The sequence below is a fragment of the Mesorhizobium sp. WSM3868 genome (genome assembly GCF_002294785.1).
Lineage (GTDB): Bacteria > Pseudomonadota > Alphaproteobacteria > Rhizobiales > Rhizobiaceae > Mesorhizobium.
This window is the reverse complement of sequence record NZ_NSGB01000013.1, coordinates 1-20,678: the sequence shown is the minus strand read 5'-3', so window position 1 is coordinate 20,678 and position 20,678 is coordinate 1. Positions and strand designations below refer to the sequence as shown.

19 protein-coding genes and 1 pseudogene are annotated in these 20,678 nt (G+C 62.9%); 17 read left to right on the top strand and 3 right to left on the bottom strand.

Going from position 1 to position 20,678, the window contains the following annotated elements; translation table 11 throughout:
- The first annotated feature begins 51 nt into the window (after positions 1-51).
- Both CK221_RS20165 and CK221_RS20160 read left to right on the top strand, forming a co-directional pair.
- Positions 52-618: an XRE family transcriptional regulator gene (locus CK221_RS20165; RefSeq protein ID WP_095779001.1), complete on the top strand. Its 567-nt coding sequence runs from the start codon at positions 52-54 to the stop codon at positions 616-618.
- A gap of 4 nt (positions 619-622) precedes the next feature.
- On the top strand, positions 623-931 hold the full coding sequence (locus CK221_RS20160; RefSeq protein ID WP_095779000.1) for a hypothetical protein: 309 nt from the start codon (positions 623-625) through the stop codon (positions 929-931).
- Positions 932-949: 18 nt separating this feature from the next.
- On the opposite strand, the gene CK221_RS31095 is transcribed toward CK221_RS20160, so the two are convergent.
- Positions 950-1,075, bottom strand: coding sequence for a hypothetical protein (locus CK221_RS31095; protein WP_280952185.1), 126 nt, complete (start codon positions 1,073-1,075; stop codon positions 950-952).
- Here CK221_RS31095 and CK221_RS20155 point away from each other — a divergent pair.
- Positions 1,020-1,506, top strand: a pseudogene (locus CK221_RS20155) (GNAT family N-acetyltransferase). The gene CK221_RS31095 and the pseudogene CK221_RS20155 overlap by 56 nt on opposite strands.
- Here CK221_RS20155 and CK221_RS20150 read toward each other — a convergent pair.
- Entirely contained in the window at positions 1,498-2,358 is an 861-nt protein-coding gene (locus tag CK221_RS20150; protein WP_095779090.1) for a LysR substrate-binding domain-containing protein, read from the bottom strand. The pseudogene CK221_RS20155 and the gene CK221_RS20150 overlap by 9 nt on opposite strands.
- Before the next feature lie 133 nt (positions 2,359-2,491).
- Here CK221_RS20150 and CK221_RS20145 point away from each other — a divergent pair, with 133 nt between their 5' ends.
- The 11 genes from CK221_RS20145 (at position 2,492) to CK221_RS20095 (ending at position 15,330) form a co-directional block, all read left to right on the top strand.
- Positions 2,492-3,643, top strand: a complete 1,152-nt coding sequence (locus CK221_RS20145) for a gamma-butyrobetaine dioxygenase (protein ID WP_095778999.1) — start codon at positions 2,492-2,494, stop codon at positions 3,641-3,643.
- Positions 3,640-4,230 (top strand): HD domain-containing protein, encoded by a 591-nt coding sequence (locus CK221_RS20140; RefSeq protein WP_095778998.1) that lies wholly within the window; start codon positions 3,640-3,642, stop codon positions 4,228-4,230. Before CK221_RS20145 ends, CK221_RS20140 begins: the two co-directional genes overlap by 4 nt.
- A 407-nt stretch (positions 4,231-4,637) precedes the next feature.
- A complete protein-coding gene (locus CK221_RS20135) occupies positions 4,638-6,419 on the top strand; it encodes an acetolactate synthase 3 large subunit (RefSeq protein ID WP_095778997.1) in 1,782 nt (593 codons plus the stop codon).
- A 76-nt stretch (positions 6,420-6,495) separates the two neighbouring features.
- Positions 6,496-7,068: an acetolactate synthase small subunit gene (gene ilvN, locus CK221_RS20130; RefSeq protein ID WP_059185300.1), complete on the top strand. Its 573-nt coding sequence runs from the start codon at positions 6,496-6,498 to the stop codon at positions 7,066-7,068.
- Positions 7,069-7,190: 122 nt separating this feature from the next.
- A complete protein-coding gene (locus CK221_RS20125) occupies positions 7,191-7,787 on the top strand; it encodes a LysE family translocator (RefSeq protein ID WP_095779089.1) in 597 nt (198 codons plus the stop codon).
- A 191-nt stretch (positions 7,788-7,978) separates the two neighbouring features.
- On the top strand, positions 7,979-9,250 hold the full coding sequence (locus CK221_RS20120; protein WP_095778996.1) for an efflux RND transporter periplasmic adaptor subunit: 1,272 nt from the start codon (positions 7,979-7,981) through the stop codon (positions 9,248-9,250).
- Positions 9,247-12,405 (top strand): efflux RND transporter permease subunit, encoded by a 3,159-nt coding sequence (locus CK221_RS20115; protein WP_095778995.1) that lies wholly within the window; start codon positions 9,247-9,249, stop codon positions 12,403-12,405. Before CK221_RS20120 ends, CK221_RS20115 begins: the two co-directional genes overlap by 4 nt.
- A 65-nt stretch (positions 12,406-12,470) precedes the next feature.
- Positions 12,471-13,076, top strand: a complete 606-nt coding sequence (gene nthA, locus CK221_RS20110) for a nitrile hydratase subunit alpha (protein ID WP_095778994.1) — start codon at positions 12,471-12,473, stop codon at positions 13,074-13,076.
- Positions 13,073-13,723 (top strand): nitrile hydratase subunit beta, encoded by a 651-nt coding sequence (gene nthB, locus CK221_RS20105; protein ID WP_095778993.1) that lies wholly within the window; start codon positions 13,073-13,075, stop codon positions 13,721-13,723. The genes nthA and nthB overlap by 4 nt, the downstream gene beginning before the upstream one ends.
- On the top strand, positions 13,710-14,060 hold the full coding sequence (locus CK221_RS20100) for a nitrile hydratase accessory protein (RefSeq protein ID WP_095778992.1): 351 nt from the start codon (positions 13,710-13,712) through the stop codon (positions 14,058-14,060). The genes nthB and CK221_RS20100 overlap by 14 nt, the downstream gene beginning before the upstream one ends.
- A 142-nt stretch (positions 14,061-14,202) precedes the next feature.
- On the top strand, positions 14,203-15,330 hold the full coding sequence (locus CK221_RS20095; protein ID WP_095779088.1) for an ATP-dependent RecD-like DNA helicase: 1,128 nt from the start codon (positions 14,203-14,205) through the stop codon (positions 15,328-15,330).
- 104 nt (positions 15,331-15,434) lie between these two features.
- On the opposite strand, the gene CK221_RS20090 is transcribed toward CK221_RS20095, so the two are convergent.
- Positions 15,435-15,968: an STAS/SEC14 domain-containing protein gene (locus CK221_RS20090; RefSeq protein ID WP_348628442.1), complete on the bottom strand. Its 534-nt coding sequence runs from the start codon at positions 15,966-15,968 to the stop codon at positions 15,435-15,437.
- On the opposite strand from CK221_RS20090, the gene CK221_RS20085 reads away from it, so the two are divergent.
- The 3 genes from CK221_RS20085 to CK221_RS20075 form a co-directional block, all read left to right on the top strand.
- Positions 15,946-16,686, top strand: a complete 741-nt coding sequence (locus tag CK221_RS20085) for a pyridoxine 5'-phosphate synthase (RefSeq protein WP_095778990.1) — start codon at positions 15,946-15,948, stop codon at positions 16,684-16,686. The two genes, CK221_RS20090 and CK221_RS20085, sit on opposite strands and share 23 nt — an antisense overlap.
- Before the next feature lie 170 nt (positions 16,687-16,856).
- Complete coding sequence (locus CK221_RS20080) at positions 16,857-18,683, top strand: potassium transporter Kup (protein WP_348628443.1); 1,827 nt, start codon at positions 16,857-16,859, stop codon at positions 18,681-18,683.
- A gap of 148 nt (positions 18,684-18,831) precedes the next feature.
- The coding region (locus CK221_RS20075) for a potassium transporter Kup (protein WP_095778989.1) at positions 18,832-20,678 on the top strand (1,847 nt) is incomplete at its 3' end.

Here is a 20,678-nt window from a genome sequence, read left to right as displayed (position 1 = left end):
TGCGATCGACCAGCCTCTTCCTTCATCCCGAAATTTCGATATATTGGATGAATGACTGATATATCGAACGACATCACGTCCACGATCGGCAGGCGGATACGCTCCGAGCGTGATTTGCGGGGATGGTCGCTGGCCGAGTTGGCCGAGCGTTCCGACGTTTCCAAGGCGATGCTGAGCGCCATGGAGCGCGGCATGACAAGTCCGACCGCGGCGCTCCTCGTGCGCATTGCGTCGGCTTTCGGCATGACGCTCTCGACGCTGATTGCCCGCGCCGAAATGCAGGGCGGCAGTGTGTCCCGCAAGGACGAGCAGCCGGTCTGGCAGGATCCGGCGACCGGCTATGTGCGACGCCATCTGTCGCCGGCAACGCAAATGCCGCTCGAACTGATCCGGGTCAGCCTGCCGGCAGGCGCCAAGGTCGAATTCCCGGCAGCGTCCTATGCCTTCATCAAGCAGCAGATCTGGCTGATCGGCGGCCGCCTGGACTTCACCGAAGGCAATGTCGAGCACAGGCTGGAGCCGGGTGACTGCCTGGCGCTCGGAGCCCCGTCGGACTGCACCTTCCACGCTCCGGGACCGGAAGCCGCCGAGTATCTGGTGGCGCTGGTCCGGGGCTGATCGCATGGCACGCCGGCCTGAACGGTCCCACAATGGCGGGCCGCCTCTCGACGACTACGATGGTCCGCCCTGGGGCAAAGGCGACCCCTACATCTTTCTTGCCTGGCGCACCGCCCACGACAAAGCCTGGAAGGCGCCGAGCCACGCCGTCATGCTGATGCGGCTGGAAAAGGCCGAGCGGCTTGGGCTCACTTATGAGGAATACACGCTCGAGATCCTGGAGCGCGGGCGGCACCTCAGCGAGGAGGATGCCGAGCGTATCGCGGAAATCCGAAGGGCGCGCCGCCGAAGACGGAGCAGTCATTTCGGATGAGCGTGGCCCGACACCTCATCACCTGGAGACCACCGACATGGCCCCCCTTGAAATCAGGGTGTTGAACGACGACGCAAAGACCAGCGGAATGCTCGCCGACCTGCTGATCGAGACAGTCGCCGCCGGCGGATCGGTGAGCTTCATGCATCCCTTGTCTCCCGATGCGGCCCATGAGTTCTGGCGCAAATCGCTCGCTGCCGCGGCGCGCGGTGAACGGGCGCTGCTGGGCGCATGGGATGGCGAGATGCTTGTCGGCACTGTCACACTGCTTCTCGACTGCCCGCCCAACCAACCGCACCGCGCCGAGATCGCCAAGCTGATGACCCGCCTCGACTATCGGCAAAGGTATTGCCAGCGGCCTGATGCGGGCCGCCGAGGAACTGGCGGTCAAGAAAGGGCGCACCCTGCTGGTGTTGGACACAGCAAGCGAAGAGGGGGCCGCCGGCCTTTACGAAAGACTCGGCTTCTCGCTGACCGGCGAGATTCCGAACTATGCGTTGAAACCGCATGGTGGGCTCACCGGCACGCTCATCTATTGGAAGCGGATAGGGGAGCCGGCCCGAGCGCTATCCTGAAATGCTGGCGAGACGCGACAAAAGCCAGCGGCGAAAATCCTGTTCGGCGCCGGACAGCCGCGATGACGATGGCCATGTCAGGAAGTGACCCGATGGGCTCGAGAGCTCGAAATCGGAAAGCCTGACAAGGAGATTGTCCTTCAGCGCGGCCTCGATGAGCGGCCGCGAGCCCAGCAGCGCTCCGGCGCCGGACTTCGCCGCCTCCATCGCGGCGACAAAACTGTCGAAGCGATGCGAGCGTTGGGAGTGTCCGGCAAGGCCGGAGGCTGCGAACCATTCCGCCCACATCTCGCGCGCACCCGCCACCAAAAGCAGCGGCAGGGATGTCCATTCGGCATTTCCGGCCAAGGTCGGCGCCGCGACCGGAACGAGCCGCTCGACCGTCAACCGGTCGGCGTCGCGCCCGGAAAACGAACCGTTGCCGAAGCGGATGTCGAGCGTCGAGCCCGCCTCGTCGTAGTCCGTCGGCCGATGGATGGTCACCAGATCGAGCCTGATCCACGGCAGCGCCTTTGCGAGATCGGGAAGAGCCGGGACCAGCACGAGCAGCGCGAAAGAAATCGGAACGCGAATGGTGACGGTTTGCAAGACGCGTGGCTCGAACAACTCGCGCGTGCTGCTGCCGATGATCGCGAATGCCGACTGGATGTGGGGAAGATAGGCGGCGGCCTCCGGCGACAACGCCACACCGCGTGCCAGCCGCGCGAACAGTCGCGTCTTGAGACGCTCTTCCAGAAAGCGGATGTGCTGGCTGACGGCGGCTTGCGTGAGCCCGAGCTCGGCGGCCGCGGCGGTGAAATTCGACAGGCGCGCAGCCGCTTCGAAACTGCGTAGCCAGTCGAGCGGAGGCATGAGATCGGCAGCTTTTCCAGTCATTAGATTTTTGGCGGCATTAGGTGAAAAACAATAATTGAATTATGCCTCTGGCAAAGACAGCATGCAATCGGTACCGCGGCGACGGCCCGAAGACGGGAGTTTCAGAAACATGCTGACGAGAGCAACCCTTGTCGACGAAGGACGGACGATCGCGCTAGGCTGGGACGATGGAACACGCAGCCGATTCCATGCCATGTGGCTGCGCGACAACGCACTGGACGACAGGACCCGCAGCTCCGGCAACGGCCAGCGGCTGATCACCATCCTGGACATTCCGGCCGAGACACGGATCGGAGAGGCCTCGATCGAGGGCGAGGCGCTGGTGGTCACGTTCGTGCCTGAAGACAAGACCGTCAGCTTTCCCGCGAGCTGGCTTCGTGGCCATACTTACGACCGTGAAGAAAATCGGCAGCCCGGCTGGACCGGCAGCGACATTCGGCGGTGGACCAAGGCCACGATGCAGAGTTCGGTGCCGCGCGCGGCCTATCTTGAGGCCAGGCAGGACAGGAATGTTCTGCGGCAATGGCTGACGGCGATGCGGAGCTTTGGCTTTGCCGTCATGGACGGTCTGCCGGCCGAATCCGGGGCATTGTGCAATGTGGCCGATCTCTTCGGATATATCAGGGAGACCAATTACGGGCGCTGGTTCGAGGTGCGCGCCGAGGTCAATCCGAGCAATCTCGCCTACACCAATCTCGGCCTGCAGGCGCATACCGACAATCCCTACCGCGACCCGGTGCCGACGCTGCAGATCCTGGCCTGTATCGAGAATACGGTGGAAGGCGGCGAATCCAGCGTCGTCGACGGATTCGCGGTGGCGGCCGCGCTGCAGGCCGAGAATTCGGACGGCTTCCGGTTGCTTTCCTCCTATCCGGCACGCTTCGAATATGCCGGCTCATCGGGCGTGCGGCTGCAGTCCAAGCGCCCGATGATCGAGCTCGGACCGGATGGCGAGCTCATCTGCGTGCGCTTCAACAACCGTTCGCTGGCGCCGACCATCGACGTGCCGTTCGCCGAAATGGACGCATATTACGCTGCCTATCGCCGGTTCGCCGAACTGATCGAGGATCCGGCCTTCGAGGTGACCTTCAAGCTCGAGGCGGGCCAGTCGTTCATCGTCGACAACACGCGCGTCATGCATGCGCGCAAGGCCTTTTCCGGCAGCGGCACGCGCTGGCTGCAGGGCTGCTACGCCGACAAAGACGGCCTGCTGTCCACGCTGGCGGCAATCGAACACGATGTCAGAGAGGCGGCCGAATGAAATCGAATGAACTGAACACCGGCAACATCGTCGAGTTCATCGCCGACATTTTCGAGCGTCGCGGCGCGGAATCCTATCTCGGCGAGCCGGTCACCATGTCCGAGCATATGCTGCAGGGCGCGTGGCTAGCCGAGCAGGATGGCGCGCCGGAGGAGCTTGTGGCTGCGGCGCTGCTGCACGACATCGGCCACTACACCAGCGAGTTCGGTACCTATTCGCCCGACGACGTCGAGGACAAGCACCACGACGAGGCGGGGGGCGAGGTGCTGGCGCCGTTCTTTCCGCCGGTCATCGTCGAATGCGTCAGGCTGCATGTTGCGGCCAAGCGTTATCTCTGCGCCACCGATCCGTCCTATTTCGGCAAGCTGTCGCCGGCCTCGGTTCATACGCTGTCGCTGCAAGGCGGGCCGATGAGCGCGGAGGAGGTGGCGGAGTTCCGCAGCAATCCATTCCATCAGGAAGCCATGCGTGTGCGCATCTGGGACGAGGGTGGCAAGGTCGCCAACATGAAGACGCGCGCCTTTCGCGACTACGTGCCGCTGCTGGAGCGGGTGGTGAAAAAGTTCGCGGCCCAAAGCGCGACGTGATCTCAGATCACCCGTCGCCGCCCCACGCGCCACACTTGCCGCCAATAGTGCGCCGCCGAAGACTAGGGACGTTTTCTCGGCAACATCATGCGTCTCGACATACGCGGCAAATGCATTGGCGGCAACCAGGCAAGGGGTGTGGTGCTGGCGGCCTGAACAATCCGCGCCGCTGAACAATGAGACCGACAGATTGCCCGTTGACAGCGGCGCGGAACCGACCTTATTGTCCGCGCCCATGAAAACAGCACTCATTCTCGTAGGCTGGCGCGTGGGCAAGGCGGTGTAACCGCCGGGCGAAAACCTCCCATGCGCATCCCACAGGCTCCCTCGGGGGCCTTTTTTATTGCCCAAAACCCAACTAAACGACCAGCAAATCGCCAGATGGCGAACAGTACGGGACCAGACCGATGAGCAACGGACATAACGAGCGGCGCGAAATGACCGGCGCCGAAATGGTGGTGCAGGCGCTTAAGGACAACGGCGTCAAGCATGTCTTCGGCTATCCGGGCGGCGCGGTCCTTCCGATCTATGACGAGATCTTCCAGCAGGATGAGGTCGAGCACATTCTGGTCAGGCACGAGCAGGGTGCCGGCCATGCCGCCGAAGGTTATGCGCGTTCGACCGGCAAGGCCGGCGTGCTGCTGGTCACGTCCGGCCCCGGGGCCACCAATGCGGTGACGCCGCTGCAGGACGCGCTGATGGATTCCATTCCGCTGGTCTGTCTCACCGGTCAGGTGCCGACCTCGCTGATCGGCTCCGACGCCTTCCAGGAATGCGACACCGTCGGCATCACGCGCCCCTGCACCAAGCACAATTGGCTGGTGAAGGACGTCAACGAGCTCGCCGCCACCATCCACGAAGCCTTCCATGTCGCGACCACCGGGCGGCCGGGCCCGGTCGTCGTCGACATTCCGAAGGACGTGCAGTTCGCCAAGGGCATCTACGTGCCGCCGCAAACGGCGCCGCGCACCAGCTATCAGCCGAAGGTCCAGGGCGATCTGGAGAAGGTGAAGGCCGCCGTCGAATTGATGGCCGGCGCGAAGAGGCCGATCATCTACAGCGGCGGCGGCGTCATCAATTCAGGTCCGGAAGCCAGCCATCTGCTGCGCGAGCTGGTCGACCTCACCGGCTTCCCGATCACCTCGACGCTGATGGGCCTCGGTGCCTATCCGGCTTCTGGCAAGAACTGGATCGGCATGCTCGGCATGCATGGCACCTACGAAGCCAACATGGCCATGCATGATTGCGACGTGATGATCTGCATCGGCGCGCGCTTCGACGACCGCATCACCGGCCGGCTGACCGCGTTCTCGCCGAACTCGAAGAAGATCCATATCGACATCGATCCGTCCTCGATCAACAAGAACGTCCATGCCGACGTGCCGATCCTGGGCGATGTCGGCCGCGTGCTGGAGGATCTGGTGCGGCTGTGGCGGGCGACCGCCAAGGCCGACAAGAAGGCGCTCTATCCATGGTGGGAGCAGATCGCGAAATGGCGCGCGCGGGACTCGCTCGCCTATAGGATGAACAACGACGTGATCATGCCGCAATATGCGATCCAGCGGCTCTATGCGCTGACCAAGGATATGGACACCTACATCACCACCGAAGTCGGCCAGCACCAGATGTGGGCGGCGCAGCACTATCACTTCGACAAGCCCAACCGCTGGATGACCTCGGGCGGCCTGGGCACGATGGGATATGGCCTGCCCGCGGCGCTCGGCGTGCAGATCGCACATCCGAATGCGCTGGTCATCGACATCGCCGGCGACGCTTCGGTGCAGATGACGATGCAGGAGATGAGCTCGGCCGTGCAGTACGACGCGCCGATCAAGATCTTCATCCTGAACAACCAGTATATGGGCATGGTGCGCCAGTGGCAGCAGCTGCTGCACGGCAACCGGCTGTCGCATTCCTACACCGAGGCGATGCCGGATTTCGTCAAGCTGGCGGACGCCTATGGCGGCCATGGCATACGCTGCGACAAGCCGGACGAGTTGGATGACGCGATCCGCGAGATGATCTCGGTGAGGAAGCCGGTGCTGTTCGACTGCCGCGTGGCGACTCTCGCCAACTGCTTCCCGATGATCCCGTCCGGCAAGGCGCATAACGAGATGCTCCTGCCTGACGAGGCGACCGACGAGGCGGTGGCCAACGCCATCGACGCCAAGGGCAGGGAACTGGTGTAGCGGCAGGCAGCGTCTGCGGCGGAAGCCGTGTGGAAACAGAGAATTAGCGCCAAAGTTTGAAATCGAGATTCACGTCATGAACGCACAGCTCCAGCCGACCGGCTCCGCCTACTTCATCGCCAAGGAAACCGAAAAGCCGGAAACGCACACGCTTTCCGTGCTGGTCGACAACGAGCCGGGCGTGCTTGCCCGCGTCATCGGCTTGTTCTCGGGGCGCGGCTACAACATCGAAAGCCTTACGGTGTCCGAGACTGAGCACGAGAAGCATTTGTCGCGTATCACCATCGTGACGCGCGGCACGCCGCATGTGCTGGAGCAGATCAAGCACCAGCTCGAGCGGATCGTGCCAGTGCACCGCGTGGTCGATCTCACCGTGCGCTCGCACGAGCTCGGCCAGGAGCGGCCGCTGGAGCGCGAGCTTGCGCTCGTCAAGGTCGCCGGCACCGGCGACGCCCGCGTCGAGGCGCTGCGGCTGGCCGATGCCTTCCGCGCGTCGGTCATCGACGCCAACACCGAGCATTTCATCTTCGAAATCACCGGCAAGGGTTCCAAGCTCGACCAGTTCATTGCCATCATGAAGCCGCTCGGCCTGGTCGAGATCTGCCGCACCGGTGTCGCAGCCATGAACCGCGGCCCGCAGGGGATGTAGGCGCGCCACCACCGCTCCGACTGCTTCAACTTCTCCTCGCTGGCCCGGCGGTCGACCCGTCCGTGGCTTTTGCGCACCTGCCGAAAAAGGACAATATAGCTGACCTATCCGGAGAGGATATGATGTCCGTCAACGCGTTCCTTGCACTCCTGGTCTATGCCTTCGTGACGTCGATCACGCCAGGGCCGAACAATCTCATGCTGCTGGCCTCCGGCGTCAATTTCGGCATCCTCAGAACGGTTCCGCATATGCTCGGCATCAGCATCGGTTTTCTGGTTCTGCTGCTGGCCGTCGGCTTCGGACTCGGCGCGGTGCTGACAGCGTTTCCGGTGCTGCATATGGCGCTGAAAATCGCCGGCGCCGCCTATTTGCTCTACCTTGCCTGGAAGATCGGCATGTCGCGCTCGATGGGTGGCAAGGACGGGGCGAAGGCGCGTCCGATGCGCTTCATCGATGCCGCCGCGTTCCAATGGGTCAACCCGAAGGCGTGGGTGATGGCGATCACTGCCATGGCCGTCTACACCAATCCGGATCATCCGTTCGTCTCGGTGGCGCTGATTTCGATCGCCTTCACCATCGTCAACCTGCCCAGCGTTTCGGTGTGGGCCGGGTTCGGCATCGCGCTGCGCGGCTTCCTTTCGGATCCCATGCGGCTGAAATGGTTCAACATAGGAATGGGTCTGCTGCTCGCAGCGACGCTCTGGCCGATGCTGCGTTAAGGGATCGCCACGGCACGTTAGACGGCTGCACAACAATTGTGCAGTGCATATTAAATCTTCGTAATCCCGCGTTTTGGCCCTTTTCCGCCAAAGCCTTGTCCTATCTATTCGGCGAAATTCGCGGCAACGGCCGTGAATGAGCTGAGAATAGACCACCGGTTTCGGCGTGTCGGATAGAGGGCCAGTTGTCGATGCGCGGAAAAATCGCCTTTACAGTCGTTGCTCTGGCCTGCCTTGTAGGTGTCGGCCTTTATCTGTCGCCCGCCACGATGGGCAGGGTGCAGCAGCTGATCTCCGGCCAGCAGGCCGACGCAGTCGGCGCCGACACGAACAAGGCATCGGGCAGCCAAAAGGGCGGCGCTGGCGGCGCGCGTTCCGCCTCTATTGTTTCGGCAACTGCGACGACCGCCGATTTTCCGATCCGCCGCTACGCCATCGGCTTCGTCTCCTCGCCGTCGGTGGTCAGCGTGAATGCCCGTGTCTCCAGCCAGATCGTGTCGATCGCGGTGAAGGACGGGCAAATGGTCAAGGCCGGCGACCTTCTCTTCTCGCTCGATGACCGCGCGCTGAAGGCGCAGCTTGCCAAGGACCAGGCGACGCTGGTCAAGGACCAGGCCCTGCTGGTGAGCGCTACAGCGGATCTTCAGCGCGCCAAGGACCTTGTCGCCAAGCAGGCTGGCACGCAGCAGACTTACGACCAGGCACTGGCGGCGCAGAAGGCCGCGGCCGCCACCATCGATGCCGACAAGGCGACGATCGACGCCGATACGGTCCAGTTAAGCTACGCGACCATCAGCGCGCCCATCTCAGGCAGGCTGGGAGCGGTCAACGTCTCGGTCGGGGATCTCGTCACCACCAGCAACGGCTCAAGCACCACGACGCCGCTTGTGACCATCACACAGATGGACCCGCTGCAGGTGAATTTCACTCTGCCGGAAAGCAACCTTGCTTTATTGCACAAGGCGTTGGCGAGCCCACAGCAAGGCGACGTGACGCTGACCAAGGACGGCGATCCGACGCCGATCGGCAAGGGCACGCTCGATTTCGTCGATTCCAGCGTCGACACCGCCTCCGGCACCATCGCCACGCGGGCGAGCATACCGAACTCCGATCTTTCGCTTTGGCCGGGGCAGTATGTGAACGTCATCCTTGATGCCGGCACGATGCCGCAAATGACCTCGGTGCCGACCGTCGCGGTGCAGCCGAGCCAGAAAGGTCCCTTCGTCTATGTGGTCAAGCCGGACAACACGGTCGAGATGCGGCCCGTGCAGGTGGCGCTGACGGAGGGCGATAACAGCGCCATCAGCCAAGGCCTCAAGGGCGGCGAGAAAGTGGTGGTCGAAGGCCAGACAAGGCTAAAGGACGGCGCGACGGTGCACGAAGGCAAGACAGCGAGCAACAGTGGCGATCAAAATTCGCCTAAGGTCGCACAAGCCGACAAGGCCGGCGAGGCTCGCCCATGATTTCCGAATTCTGCATACGAAAGCCCGTCGCCACGCTGCTGATGTCGTTCGCCCTCGTGCTGGGCGGACTGTTCGCTTACAAGTTCCTGCCGGTTGCCGCGCTGCCCAGCGCGGAGTTCCCGGTGGTGAATGTCTCGGCCCAACTGGCCGGCGCTTCGCCGGAGACCATGGCGACCTCGGTCGCAACGCCGCTGATCAAGCAGTTCGCAACCATTGCCGGCATCGATTCGATTTCGACCACCAACTCGCTGGGCCAGACCTCGATCGCCATCCAGTTCGTGCTCAACCGCGACATCGACGCGGCCGCCGCGGACGTTCAGGCAGCCATTGCGCGCACGCAAAAATCGCTGCCGCCGCAAATGACGGCGCCGCCAAGCTATCGCAAGGTCAATCCGGCCGATGCGCCGATTCTTCTGATGTCGCTGGTCAGCGACACCGTTCCACTCACCGACCTCGACGCCTTCGCCGAAAACGTCATCTCGCCCTCGCTGTCGACCATCGATGGCGTTGCGCAGGTTTCGATCTACGGACAGCAAAAATATGCGGTGCGCATCCAGATCGATCCGACCGCCCTCGCCGCGCGCGGCATCTCGATCGACCAGTTGCAGACGGCCGTGGCCTCGGCCAACAGCAACACCCCGCTCGGCGTCCTGCAGAACGACAAGCAGCAGCTGACGATCACGGCCAACACCCAGCTGATGAACGCCGCCGATTTTTCCAACATTATCATCGCCACCAAGAACGGCCATCCGGTGCGGCTGGGCGAGGTCACGCGCGTCATCGACTCGGTCGAAACCACGACGACGGCGAGTTGGTATGACGGCACGCGCGCCATTATTATGGCCGTGCAGCGTCAGCCCGACGCCAATACGGTCGACGTCGTCGACAAGGTCAAGGCGATGCTGCCGTCCTTCCAGGACCAGATGCCGGCTGCCGCGAGCATCAAACTGCTCAACGACCGATCCACCTCGATCCGCCAGGCCGTCGACGACGTGCAGTTCACGCTGCTCCTGACCATCGCGTTGGTCGTGATGGTGATCTTCGTGTTCCTGCGCCGCGTCACGGCAACGATCATCCCGGCGGTGGCCGTGCCGATCTCGCTGATCGCAACCCTCGGCGCGATGTTCCTGTTCGGCTTCTCGATCGACAACATCTCACTGATGGGTCTGACGCTGGCCGTCGGCCTCGTCGTCGACGACGCAATCGTCATGCTCGAAAACATCTTCCGCCACATGGAAGAGGACGGACTGTCGGCTTTCGACGCCGCGCTCAAGGGCGCGCGCGAGATCGGCTTCACCATCATATCGATTTCGATTTCGCTGGTGGCGGTGTTCATCCCCGTGCTTCTGATGGGCGGCGTCATCGGTCGCATCTTCAACGAATTCGCCGTCGTGGTGACGGTCGCCATCCTGGCGTCGATGTTCGTGTCGCTGACCCTGACGCCGATGCTGTGCTCGCGGCTCTTGTCGGTGACCAAGGCCGATCGCGACGCGCATGCCGACGGTCACAGACATGATCTCATCACGCGTGGCTATGACTGGATCCTGAGCTTCTGTCTGCGCCACACCTTCCTGGTGTTCCTGGTCTTCGTCGGCACCGCGGCGGCCTCTGTCTGGCTGATCCAGGTTTCGCCGAAGGGCTTCTTCCCGCAAGAAGACATAGGCCAGATCTCGGTAACCACCATCGCACGCCAGGACATCTCCTTCGACGCGATGACGAAGCTGCAGAGCCAGGTTGCCGACGTCTTCTCGCATTCGCCTTACGTCGATCACGTCGCCTGGTCGGTGGGCAGCGGCAACAATGCGCTCAATCAGGGACAGTTGTTCGTGCAACTGAAGGACAAGGACAGGCGTCCCGACATAGAGAAGGTGCTTTCCGATTTGAGGCGGCAGCTGTCCGGCGTCGCCGGCATCGAAACCTATATGCAACCGGTGCAGAACCTCAGGCTCGGCTCGCGTTCCTCGGCCAGCGCCTATCAGCTGGTCGTCCAAGGCCTCGATAACGGCGCGACGGACGCCTGGGCGCAGAAATTGAACGACGCCATGGCCGCCGATCATAAATTCTTCACCGACGTCACAAGTGATTTGCAGAACAACGCGCTGCAGGCGTCGCTGGTCGTCGATCGCGACAAGGCCGCGCAGCTCGGCATCGACACGGACACGCTGCGCTCCGCCCTCTATGGCGGCTTCGGCACCGATCAGGTTTCAACCATTTTCGGCTCGGCCGACAGTTACGAGGTCATCACCGAGCTCGATCCGAAGATCGAGTGGTCGCCGGAGCGCATGCTGGCCATTCAGGTGAGAACGGCGAGCGGCAGCCTCGTTCCTCTCGGTGCCTTCGCCCGGGTCGATCGCACGGCCGGCGCCTTGACGGTCAACCAGCTTGGCCAGCTGCCGGCGGTGACGATCTCGTACAACCTGCCGCAGGGTGTCTCGCTCGGCGACACGGTGACCCGCATCAACCAGCTCAAGGACCAGATCGGCATGCCGCAGGCGATCGGCACCACCTTCGCCGGCACCGCCAAGACGTTCCAGGATTCGCTTGCCAACCAAGGGCTGCTGATCGGGGGCGCGATTCTCACGATCTACATTGTGCTCGGCATGCTCTACGAGAGCTTCATCCATCCGCTGACCATTCTGACGGGCCTGCCATCGGCGGTACTGGGCGCGGTGGTTGCATTGCGGCTCTTCGGCATGGACCTGTCGGTCATAGCCGTGATCGGCATCCTGATGCTGATCGGCATCGTCAAGAAAAACGGCATCATGATGATCGACGTGGCGCTGGAGTTGAGGCGCGAGGGCATGTCGGCGCTGGACTCTATCCACAAGGCCTGCCTGATGCGTTTCCGGCCGATCATGATGACGACGCTGGCGGCCTTGATGGGCACGTTCCCGATCGCGCTCGGCACCGGCGCCAGCGCCGAGCTGCGCCAGCCGCTCGGCGTTGCGGTGGTCGGCGGCCTGCTCGCATCCCAGGCGCTGACCCTGTTCGTCACGCCGGTCATCTATGTCTATTTCGAGCATTTCTCCGGTTGGCTGCTCAGCTTCTCCTCGAAGAAGAGCCGGCCGGAGTTGCATGCGGTCGAGCCGGTCGAGCAGCCCTCGCTCTTCGACCCCGGAGAAAATGCCGAGCCGAAAAAATTGGCCGCCGAATAGGCGGCCCGGCTCTGGCCCAAGGTGCCGAGCTTGCGGGGGCGTGCGCACGATCGTAACCTTGCGCCATGTCCCATGATCACGATCACGACAACGAGCTCGATCCGTTTGCGGCGCGCGTGCGCGCATTGGAAACGATCCTTACCGAGAAGGGCCTGATCGATCCGGCGGCCATCGACGTCATCGTCGATACATACGAGACGAAAATCGGCCCACGCAACGGCGCCAGGGTGGTGGCGAAGGCCTGGAACGATCCGGCCTATGCCGAATGGCTGAAGCGCGACGCGACGGCAGCAATTGCCTCGCTCGGCTATACCGGGCGTCAGGGCGAGCACATGCAGGCGGTGTTCAACACGCACGAGACGCACAACCTCGTCGTCTGCACGCTCTGCTCCTGCTATCCGTGGTCCGTGCTCGGCCTGCCGCCGGTCTGGTACAAGGCGCCGCCCTATCGTTCGCGGGCTGTTATCGATCCGCGTGGCGTTTTGGAAGAATTCGGGCTAACCTTGCCCGCGGGCAGGAAAATCCGGGTCTGGGATTCGACGGCCGAGCTTCGCTATCTGGTGGTGCCGATGCGGCCGAAAGGCACCGACGGCTGGAGCGAGGAGCAACTCGCCAGCCTGGTCAGCCGCGATTCGATGATCGGCACGGCGCTGGCGAAGGAGCCGGCATGAACGGGCCGCAAGATCTTGGCGGGCAGATGGGGTTCGGGCCGGTCGGGCCCGAGACGGACGAGTATGCTGCCTGGGAGCGGCGGGCGCTTGGCGTCACGCTCACTGCCGGCGCCATGGGTGCCTGGAACATCGACGAGAGCCGGCATGCGCGAGAGTCGCTGCATCCCGCCGATTATTATTCGTCGAGCTATTACCAGATCTGGATCCAGGCGCTTGAGGTACTCCTGAAGCGCCATGGCTTCGTGACGGAACGCGACCTTGCCGCCGGCAAGGCTGTCGATCCGGCGGCGACACCCAAACGCGTGCTGAAGGCTGCCGATGTGCCTGCCGTGCTCGCCAAGGGTGGGCCTTGCGACCGTCCCGTGGCTGCGCCGGCGCGCTTCCAGGCGGGCGACCGCGTGCGGACGAAGAATTTCAGTCCGACCGGCCATACGCGCCTGCCGCGCTACGCGCGCGGCAAGAACGGAAGGATCGAGGCCGTTCGCGACGGCTTCGTGTTCCCGGACAGCAACGCGCATGGCAAGGGCGAGAACCCGCAATGGGTCTATACCGTGGTTTTCGACGGTGCCGAGATCTGGGGCGAGGGCGCCGACCCGACGCTTGAGGTCTCGATCGATGCCTGGGAGAGCTACCTTGAGCCGGCATGAGACCGAACTGCCGGGCGGCTTCGACGATCCGGTGTTCGCCGAACCGTGGCAGGCGGAGGCTTTCGCCATCACGGTCGCGCTGCACGACAGCGGCTTGTTTTCGTGGAACGAATGGGCGGACGCCCTGTCCGCCGAAGTGAAGAAGCCGGACGCCGCGAGGGACGGCCACGACTATTACGAGCACTGGCTGTCGGCGCTGGAAAAATTGCTGGCGACCAAGGGCGTCGCCGGCAAGCACGAGATCGATGCGCTCGCGGCCGCCTGGGAGCGTGCCGCGCACGCCACGCCGCACGGCAAGCCGATCCTGCTGGAGAATGATCCCGGAGCCCGCCGGTAGCCCGGACTCAAGCTGCGTTCCCTTTACGTTCTTGTTTGCGCCTGATAGCGTGCCGAGCTGATAATGAATGAGACCGTCGCCGACGACGCCGGTGATGGCACGCAACCTTGTGTTTCGCTCGCGAATCCGGTCTGTCGAACTGATGGAATTCTCTCCCCAACAGGACGAGGCTTTGAAGGCGGTCGGCCGCTGGCTGAAGGACGGGCGGCCGCAGATATTCCGCCTGTTCGGCTATGCCGGCACCGGCAAGACGACGCTTGCGCGCTATTTCGCCGAGCATGTCGACGGGCAGGTGCAATTCGCGGCCTTCACCGGCAAGGCTGCCCAGGTGCTGCGCTCCAAAGGAGCGACCAACGCCCGCACCATCCATTCGCTGATCTACAGGCCGAAGGGCGAGGAATCGGTCGAGGACCAGGTGACCGGCAAGACGTCGATGTCGCCGACCTTTTCACTCAACCGGCAAAGTCCGATCGCGCGCGCCAAGCTCGTCGTCATCGACGAATGTTCGATGGTCGACGAGCAACTCGGCCGCGACCTGCAGAGCTTCGGCACGCCGATCCTAGTGCTCGGCGATCCGGCGCAGTTGCCGCCGATCTCCGGCGGCGGCTTCTTCACCGAGCATGAGCCGGATGTGCTGCTCACCGAGATCCATCGCCAGGCGCGCGACAACCCGATCATCCGGCTGGCGCTCGACGTGCGCGAAGGCCGCGAGTTCATGCATGGCGACTACGGCACGGCGCAGGTGATCGGCAGGGAAGGGGTCACGCAGGATCTGGTGATGAAAGCCGATCAGGTGCTGGTCGGCACCAACCGCACGCGGCGGCGCTACAACCAGCGCCTGCGCGAACTGAAGGGCTTTTCCGCCGATTATCCGCAGGCCGGCGACAAGCTGGTTTGCCTGCGCAACGATCCGGCCAAGGGGCTGCTCAACGGATCGCTGTGGAAAGTGATGACCTCGTCACGCGAGACGGTGAAGCCCGGCATCAACCTGCTGGTCTCGCCGGAGGAGGACGATCCCGACCGCGGCGTTGCCAAGATCAAGCTGCTGAAGGCGGCGTTCGAGGATCCGGATGCCGAGATTCCATGGCAGCAGAAGAAGCGATTCGACGATTTCGACTACGGCTATGCGCTGACCGCGCACAAGGCGCAGGGCTCGCAGTGGAACGCCGTCGTGCTGTTCGACGAGAGCTGGGCCTTCAAGGAGACCCGGCAACGCTGGCTCTATACGGCCATCACGCGTGCGGCCGAGCGGCTGACGATCGTGCGATAGAGCGGTTCACCGGGTCAGGAAACGGTAAACCCCTCTAGCTCGTTGTTTTGGCGCAATTCTGAACGGAAAGCCGTCACACCTTTCATGGAATTGCTCCAGTCCGCTTATTCTGCCGGCCTCGCATCGAGCCATTGCCAGGCCGCGGCTTCGTCCTGACTGGTGAAATGCCGGAATTCGAACGGCAGAACCTTCGGAAAGAAGTCGCCGACAAGCGATGCCCAGCGCGGTTCGCCGATAGCTGCGCAACGGACGACATGCTCCAGCGCGTCGGCCACACCTTGCTGCAGCGTCTCTTGCGAGATGTTGGCCCAATCGACGCTCTCCTCGTCAGTCAGCCGCACCAGCACGTCGATCCTCGGGTGCAGGGCATAGGCAGCTTCCAGCAGGCCGAACAGGTTTTCCGCATCCGCCGGCGAGACATCGCCGACGACGTCGATGGCAAAAAGCGCGTCACGGTTGGTTTCAATGCGGCGTATCGCCGGCACCGCCTCGAGGAAATTCACTGGCAAATCCTTGTGTTGGCCATCAGCTAGTCTCTGGAACACCGGAAACCCACTATCTGTTCCCTGCAAAGGCGCTATAGATGCCCGCCAAAACCAAGCTGGATGCGAATTCATGCCTGTAAAGCTTTCGGTCAACCTCAACGCTGTCGCCATGCTGCGCAACCGCCGCGACCTGCCGTGGCCGAGCGTCATAGGGCTGGGGCGCATCGCTCTTGCCGCCGGCGCGCATGGGTTGACCGTCCATCCACGCCCCGATGAGCGGCATACGAGACATTCCGACCTGCCGGAGATCAGGGCGCTGATCGACGATGAGTTCCCCAAGACGGAATTCAACATCGAGGGCTACCCGACAGAGGATTTCCTAGCGCTTGTCGAGAAGAGCCAGCCGGAGCAGGTGACACTGGTGCCCGACGATCCGGCGCAGGCGACGTCAGACCACGGCTGGAACTTCGTCGCGCAGGCTGCGTTCCTGACACCGATCGTCAAGCGGCTGAAGAAGGGCGGATTTAGGGTGTCGCTGTTTTCCGACGCCGATGCGGCCGGCGTGAATGCCGCGCGCGATACCGGCGCCGACCGGATCGAGCTCTATACCGGGCCCTATGGCGGTTACCATTCCGATTCCGCCAAGGCGGCCAAGGAATTGGAAAGACTGGGAAAAACCGCGGACGCGGCACTCGCGGCGGGGCTCCAGGTCAATGCCGGCCACGATTTGACCGTGAACAATCTGCCTGCACTGATCAAACGCATCCCCGCATTGGCCGAAGTATCGATCGGACATGGGTTGACAGCGGATGCGCTGGAGTATGGCATGGCCGGCACGGTTGGGCGGTTCTTGAAGGCCTGCGGATGGTAGGGCGAGGAAGCCTTGCGTAGCTCCGGCGTGTTCCGCGCTTTGCGGCAGCGTCGGAGCGTGGCGAATCTGATGAAGTGGGGTTCATGGTGCTAGCCAACGCCAGCGAAACAGAATCCCTCGAACCTTCGGGCCATGCCGAGGCCGAGCGGCAGCACAGCACCAAGGTTCTGATGCTCGGTGCGCTCGGCGTCGTCTACGGCGATATCGGCACGAGCCCGATCTACGCCTTTCGAGAGGCTCTCCATGCTTCAGGGGGAGTGGTTGCCCGCAACGATGTGCTCGGCGTGCTGTCGCTGATCGTCTGGGCGCTCACCATCATCGTCACGATCAAATATGTCGCCTTCGTGCTGAGGGCCGACAATAAGGGCGAGGGCGGCACGCTGTCGCTGATGGCGCTGGCACGGAGCGCCTATCCGCAGGGCTCCAGCCTGATCCTGGTGATCGGCCTCTGCGGCGCGGCCCTCTTCTTCGGCGATTCGATCATCACGCCGGCGATCTCCGTGCTTTCGGCGGTTGAAGGCCTGGAAGTCATCACGCCGGCGCTCGATGCCTATGTCGTTCCGATCACGCTGGTGATTCTGGCGGTGCTTTTCGCCGTGCAGCGTTTCGGCACGGGCAAGGTGGCGGCAGTGTTTGGACCCATCACGGCGACATGGTTCGTGGCGATCGGCGTTGCCGGCCTCTATCACATCGTCGACGATTGGTCCGTCCTGTTGGCTATAAACCCCTACTATGCGGTCTATTACCTGGCCACCACGCCGACGGGCGCCTTCGTCACCGTCGGCGCGGTTTTCCTCGCGGTCACTGGCGCCGAGGCGCTCTATGTCGACCTTGGCCATTTCGGCCGCAAGCCAATCGTGCTGGCCTGGTTTTCCATCGTTTTCCCTTGCCTGCTCCTCAACTATTTCGGGCAGGGCGCCTTCGTGCTCTCGCACGGCGGCAAGCCGACCAACCCGTTCTTCCAGATGCTTCCCGAATGGGGGCTGATGCCGATGGTCGCCCTGGCAACGGCGGCGACGGTCATCGCCAGCCAGGCGGTGATCTCCGGCGCCTTCTCGCTGACCAGACAGGCGGTGCAGCTCAATCTTCTGCCGCGCATCGAGGTGCAGCACACATCCGAGATGCAAAGCGGCCAGATCTATATGCCGAGGGTCAATCTGCTGGTCGCGCTCGGCGTGATGCTTCTGGTCGTCGGTTTTGGCAGCTCGAGCGCGCTCGCCTCCGCCTATGGCATTTCGGTGACCGGTGAGATGCTGATGACGACGATCCTCTTGTTTGTCGTCATGCGCTGGCTCTGGAAATGGCAGCTGGCGCTCGCATTGGCGCTGGCGCTGCTCTTCGGCGTCATCGACCTCGGCTTCTTCTCGGCCAATGTCGTCAAGATGGTCGAAGGCGGTTGGGTGTCGATCACTGTCGCTTTGATCATGGGGCTGATCATGTGGACTTGGATTCGCGGCACCCGCTACCTATTCGACAAGACGCGCCGCAACGAAATTCCGCTCGACTTCCTGGCGATGAACCTCCTCAAGAAGAAGCCGCAGCTGGTGTCCGGCACCGCCGTGTTCTTGACCAGCGATCCGCTGAGCGCGCCGACCGCGCTCATGCACAGCCTTAAGCACTACAAGGTGCTGCACGAAAAGAACGTCATTCTTTCGGTGGTGACCGCGCCGCAGCCGGTGGTGCCGGACAGCGAGCGGGTGAAGATGGAGACGGTCAACGAGCTGTTCATGCGGGTGACGCTGACCTTCGGCTACATGGAGCAGCCGAACATTCCGCGCGCGCTGGCGATCTGCCGCAAGCAAGGATGGAAGTTCGACATCATGACGACGTCCTTCTTCCTGTCGCGGCGCTCGCTGAAGGCCTCGCCCAATTCCGGCATGCCGATCTGGCAGGACAGGCTGTTCATCGGCCTTGCGAAGACGGCGGCGGATGCGACAGAGTATTTCCAGATCCCCACCGGGCGCGTGGTCGAGATCGGTACGCAGGTCGCGATCTGACGCTTCAAGCATCCACATTGTGCCATAGATTTGAATGCACCTCTGCAGGTCGAGCCTTGCACTGGCGGTATGGGAGCCCTAACGCCAGGGCACTTGATATTGCACTGCAGCAAGCGTAGAGCACCGCGCATTTTATCGGAGTGTCGTCATGGCCCTTGCCAATGGTGCTGAGGCAGAACCCGTCGAGCAAACGGGGCATCCGGAAATAGAGCAGCACAGCACCAAGGTGCTGATGCTGGGCGCGCTGGGTGTCGTCTATGGTGATATCGGCACCAGCCCGATCTACGCGTTCCGCGAGGCGCTCGTTGCTTCCTCGCGCGGTGAGGTCGCCGATCGCGGCGATATCCTTGGCGTGCTGTCGCTGATCATCTGGTCGCTGACGATCATCGTCACGATCAAATACATCATGTTCGTGCTGCGCGCCGACAACCGTGGCGAAGGCGGCGTGCTCTCGCTGATGGCGCTGGCGCGCAGCACTTTCGCGACGCGTTCGGCGGTCATCCTGGCCATCGGCATCGCCGGCGCCTCGCTTTTCTTTGGCGACGCCGTGATCACCCCGGCCATCTCCGTGCTTTCGGCCGTCGAAGGCATGAATGTCGTGACACCCGCCTTTCAGCCTTATGTGGTGCCGCTGACGCTGCTCATCTTGGCCATTCTGTTTGCGGTGCAGCGGTTCGGCACAGGTGGTGTCGCCTTGATCTTCGGGCCGATCACCGCCGTGTGGTTCCTCGCCATCGGCCTGTCCGGGCTGAATCACATCATTGCCGATCCTGAAATCCTTTGGGCGATCAGCCCGCACTACATCGTCGCCTTCCTGATCCACTCGCCGGACGTGGCTTTTGTCACGATCGGCGCCATTTTCCTGGCCGTCACCGGCGCGGAGGCACTCTACGCCGACCTCGGCCATTTCGGCCGCAAGCCAATCGTGCTGGCATGGCTGGCGATCGTATTTCCCTGCCTGCTATTGAACTATGCCGGGCAGGGCGCTTTCGTGCTCGCCAAGAACGGTGTCGTCGGCCATCCGTTTTTCGAGATGAATGAAGGCTGGGCGCTGATCCCGATGGTGATTCTGGCGACGGCAGCGACCGTTATCGCCAGCCAGGCGGTGATCTCCGGTGCCTTTTCGCTGACCAGGCAGGCGGTGCAGCTCAACATGCTGCCGCGGCTGGAGATCCTGCATACGTCCGAAAAACAGTCGGGCCAGATCTACATGCCGCGCGTCAACATGCTGCTGGCGCTGGTGGTGATGCTTCTGGTGGTCGGTTTCGGCGCGTCCAGCAGACTTGCCTCGGCCTACGGGATCTCGGTGACCGGCAATATGCTGGTGACGACGGTGCTCCTCTTCGTCGTCATGACCCGTATCTGGAAGTGGCAGCTCTGGGTCGCGGTGTCGTTAACGGCTCTGTTTGCCTTCATCGATGTCGGCTTCTTTGCCTCCAACATCGTCAAGGTGTTCGAAGGCGGCTGGGCGTCGCTCGCCGTGGCTTTCGCCATCATCCTCGGCATGTGGACCTGGGTGCGCGGCAGCCGCTACCTGTTCGACAAGACGCGACGCAACGAAATCCCGCTCGACTTCCTGGCGGCGAACCTTTTGAAGAAAAAGCCGCAGCTGGTGTCCGGCACCGCCGTGTTCCTGACCAGCGATCCGCTGAGCGCGCCGACCGCGCTCATGCACAGCCTGAAGCACTATAAGGTGCTGCATGAGAAGAATGTCATTCTTTCCGTGGTGACCGCACCGCAGCCGGTGGTGCCGGATAGCGAGCGAGTGAAGATGGAGACGGTCAACGAGCTGTTCATGCGGGTCACGCTGACCTTCGGCTACATGGAGCAGCCGAATATTCCGCGCGCGCTGGCGATCTGCCGCAAGCAGGGATGGAAGTTCGACATCATGACGACGTCCTTCTTCCTGTCGCGGCGCTCGCTGAAGGCCTCGCCCAATTCCGGCATGCCGATCTGGCAGGACAGGCTGTTCATCGGCCTTGCGAAGACGGCGGC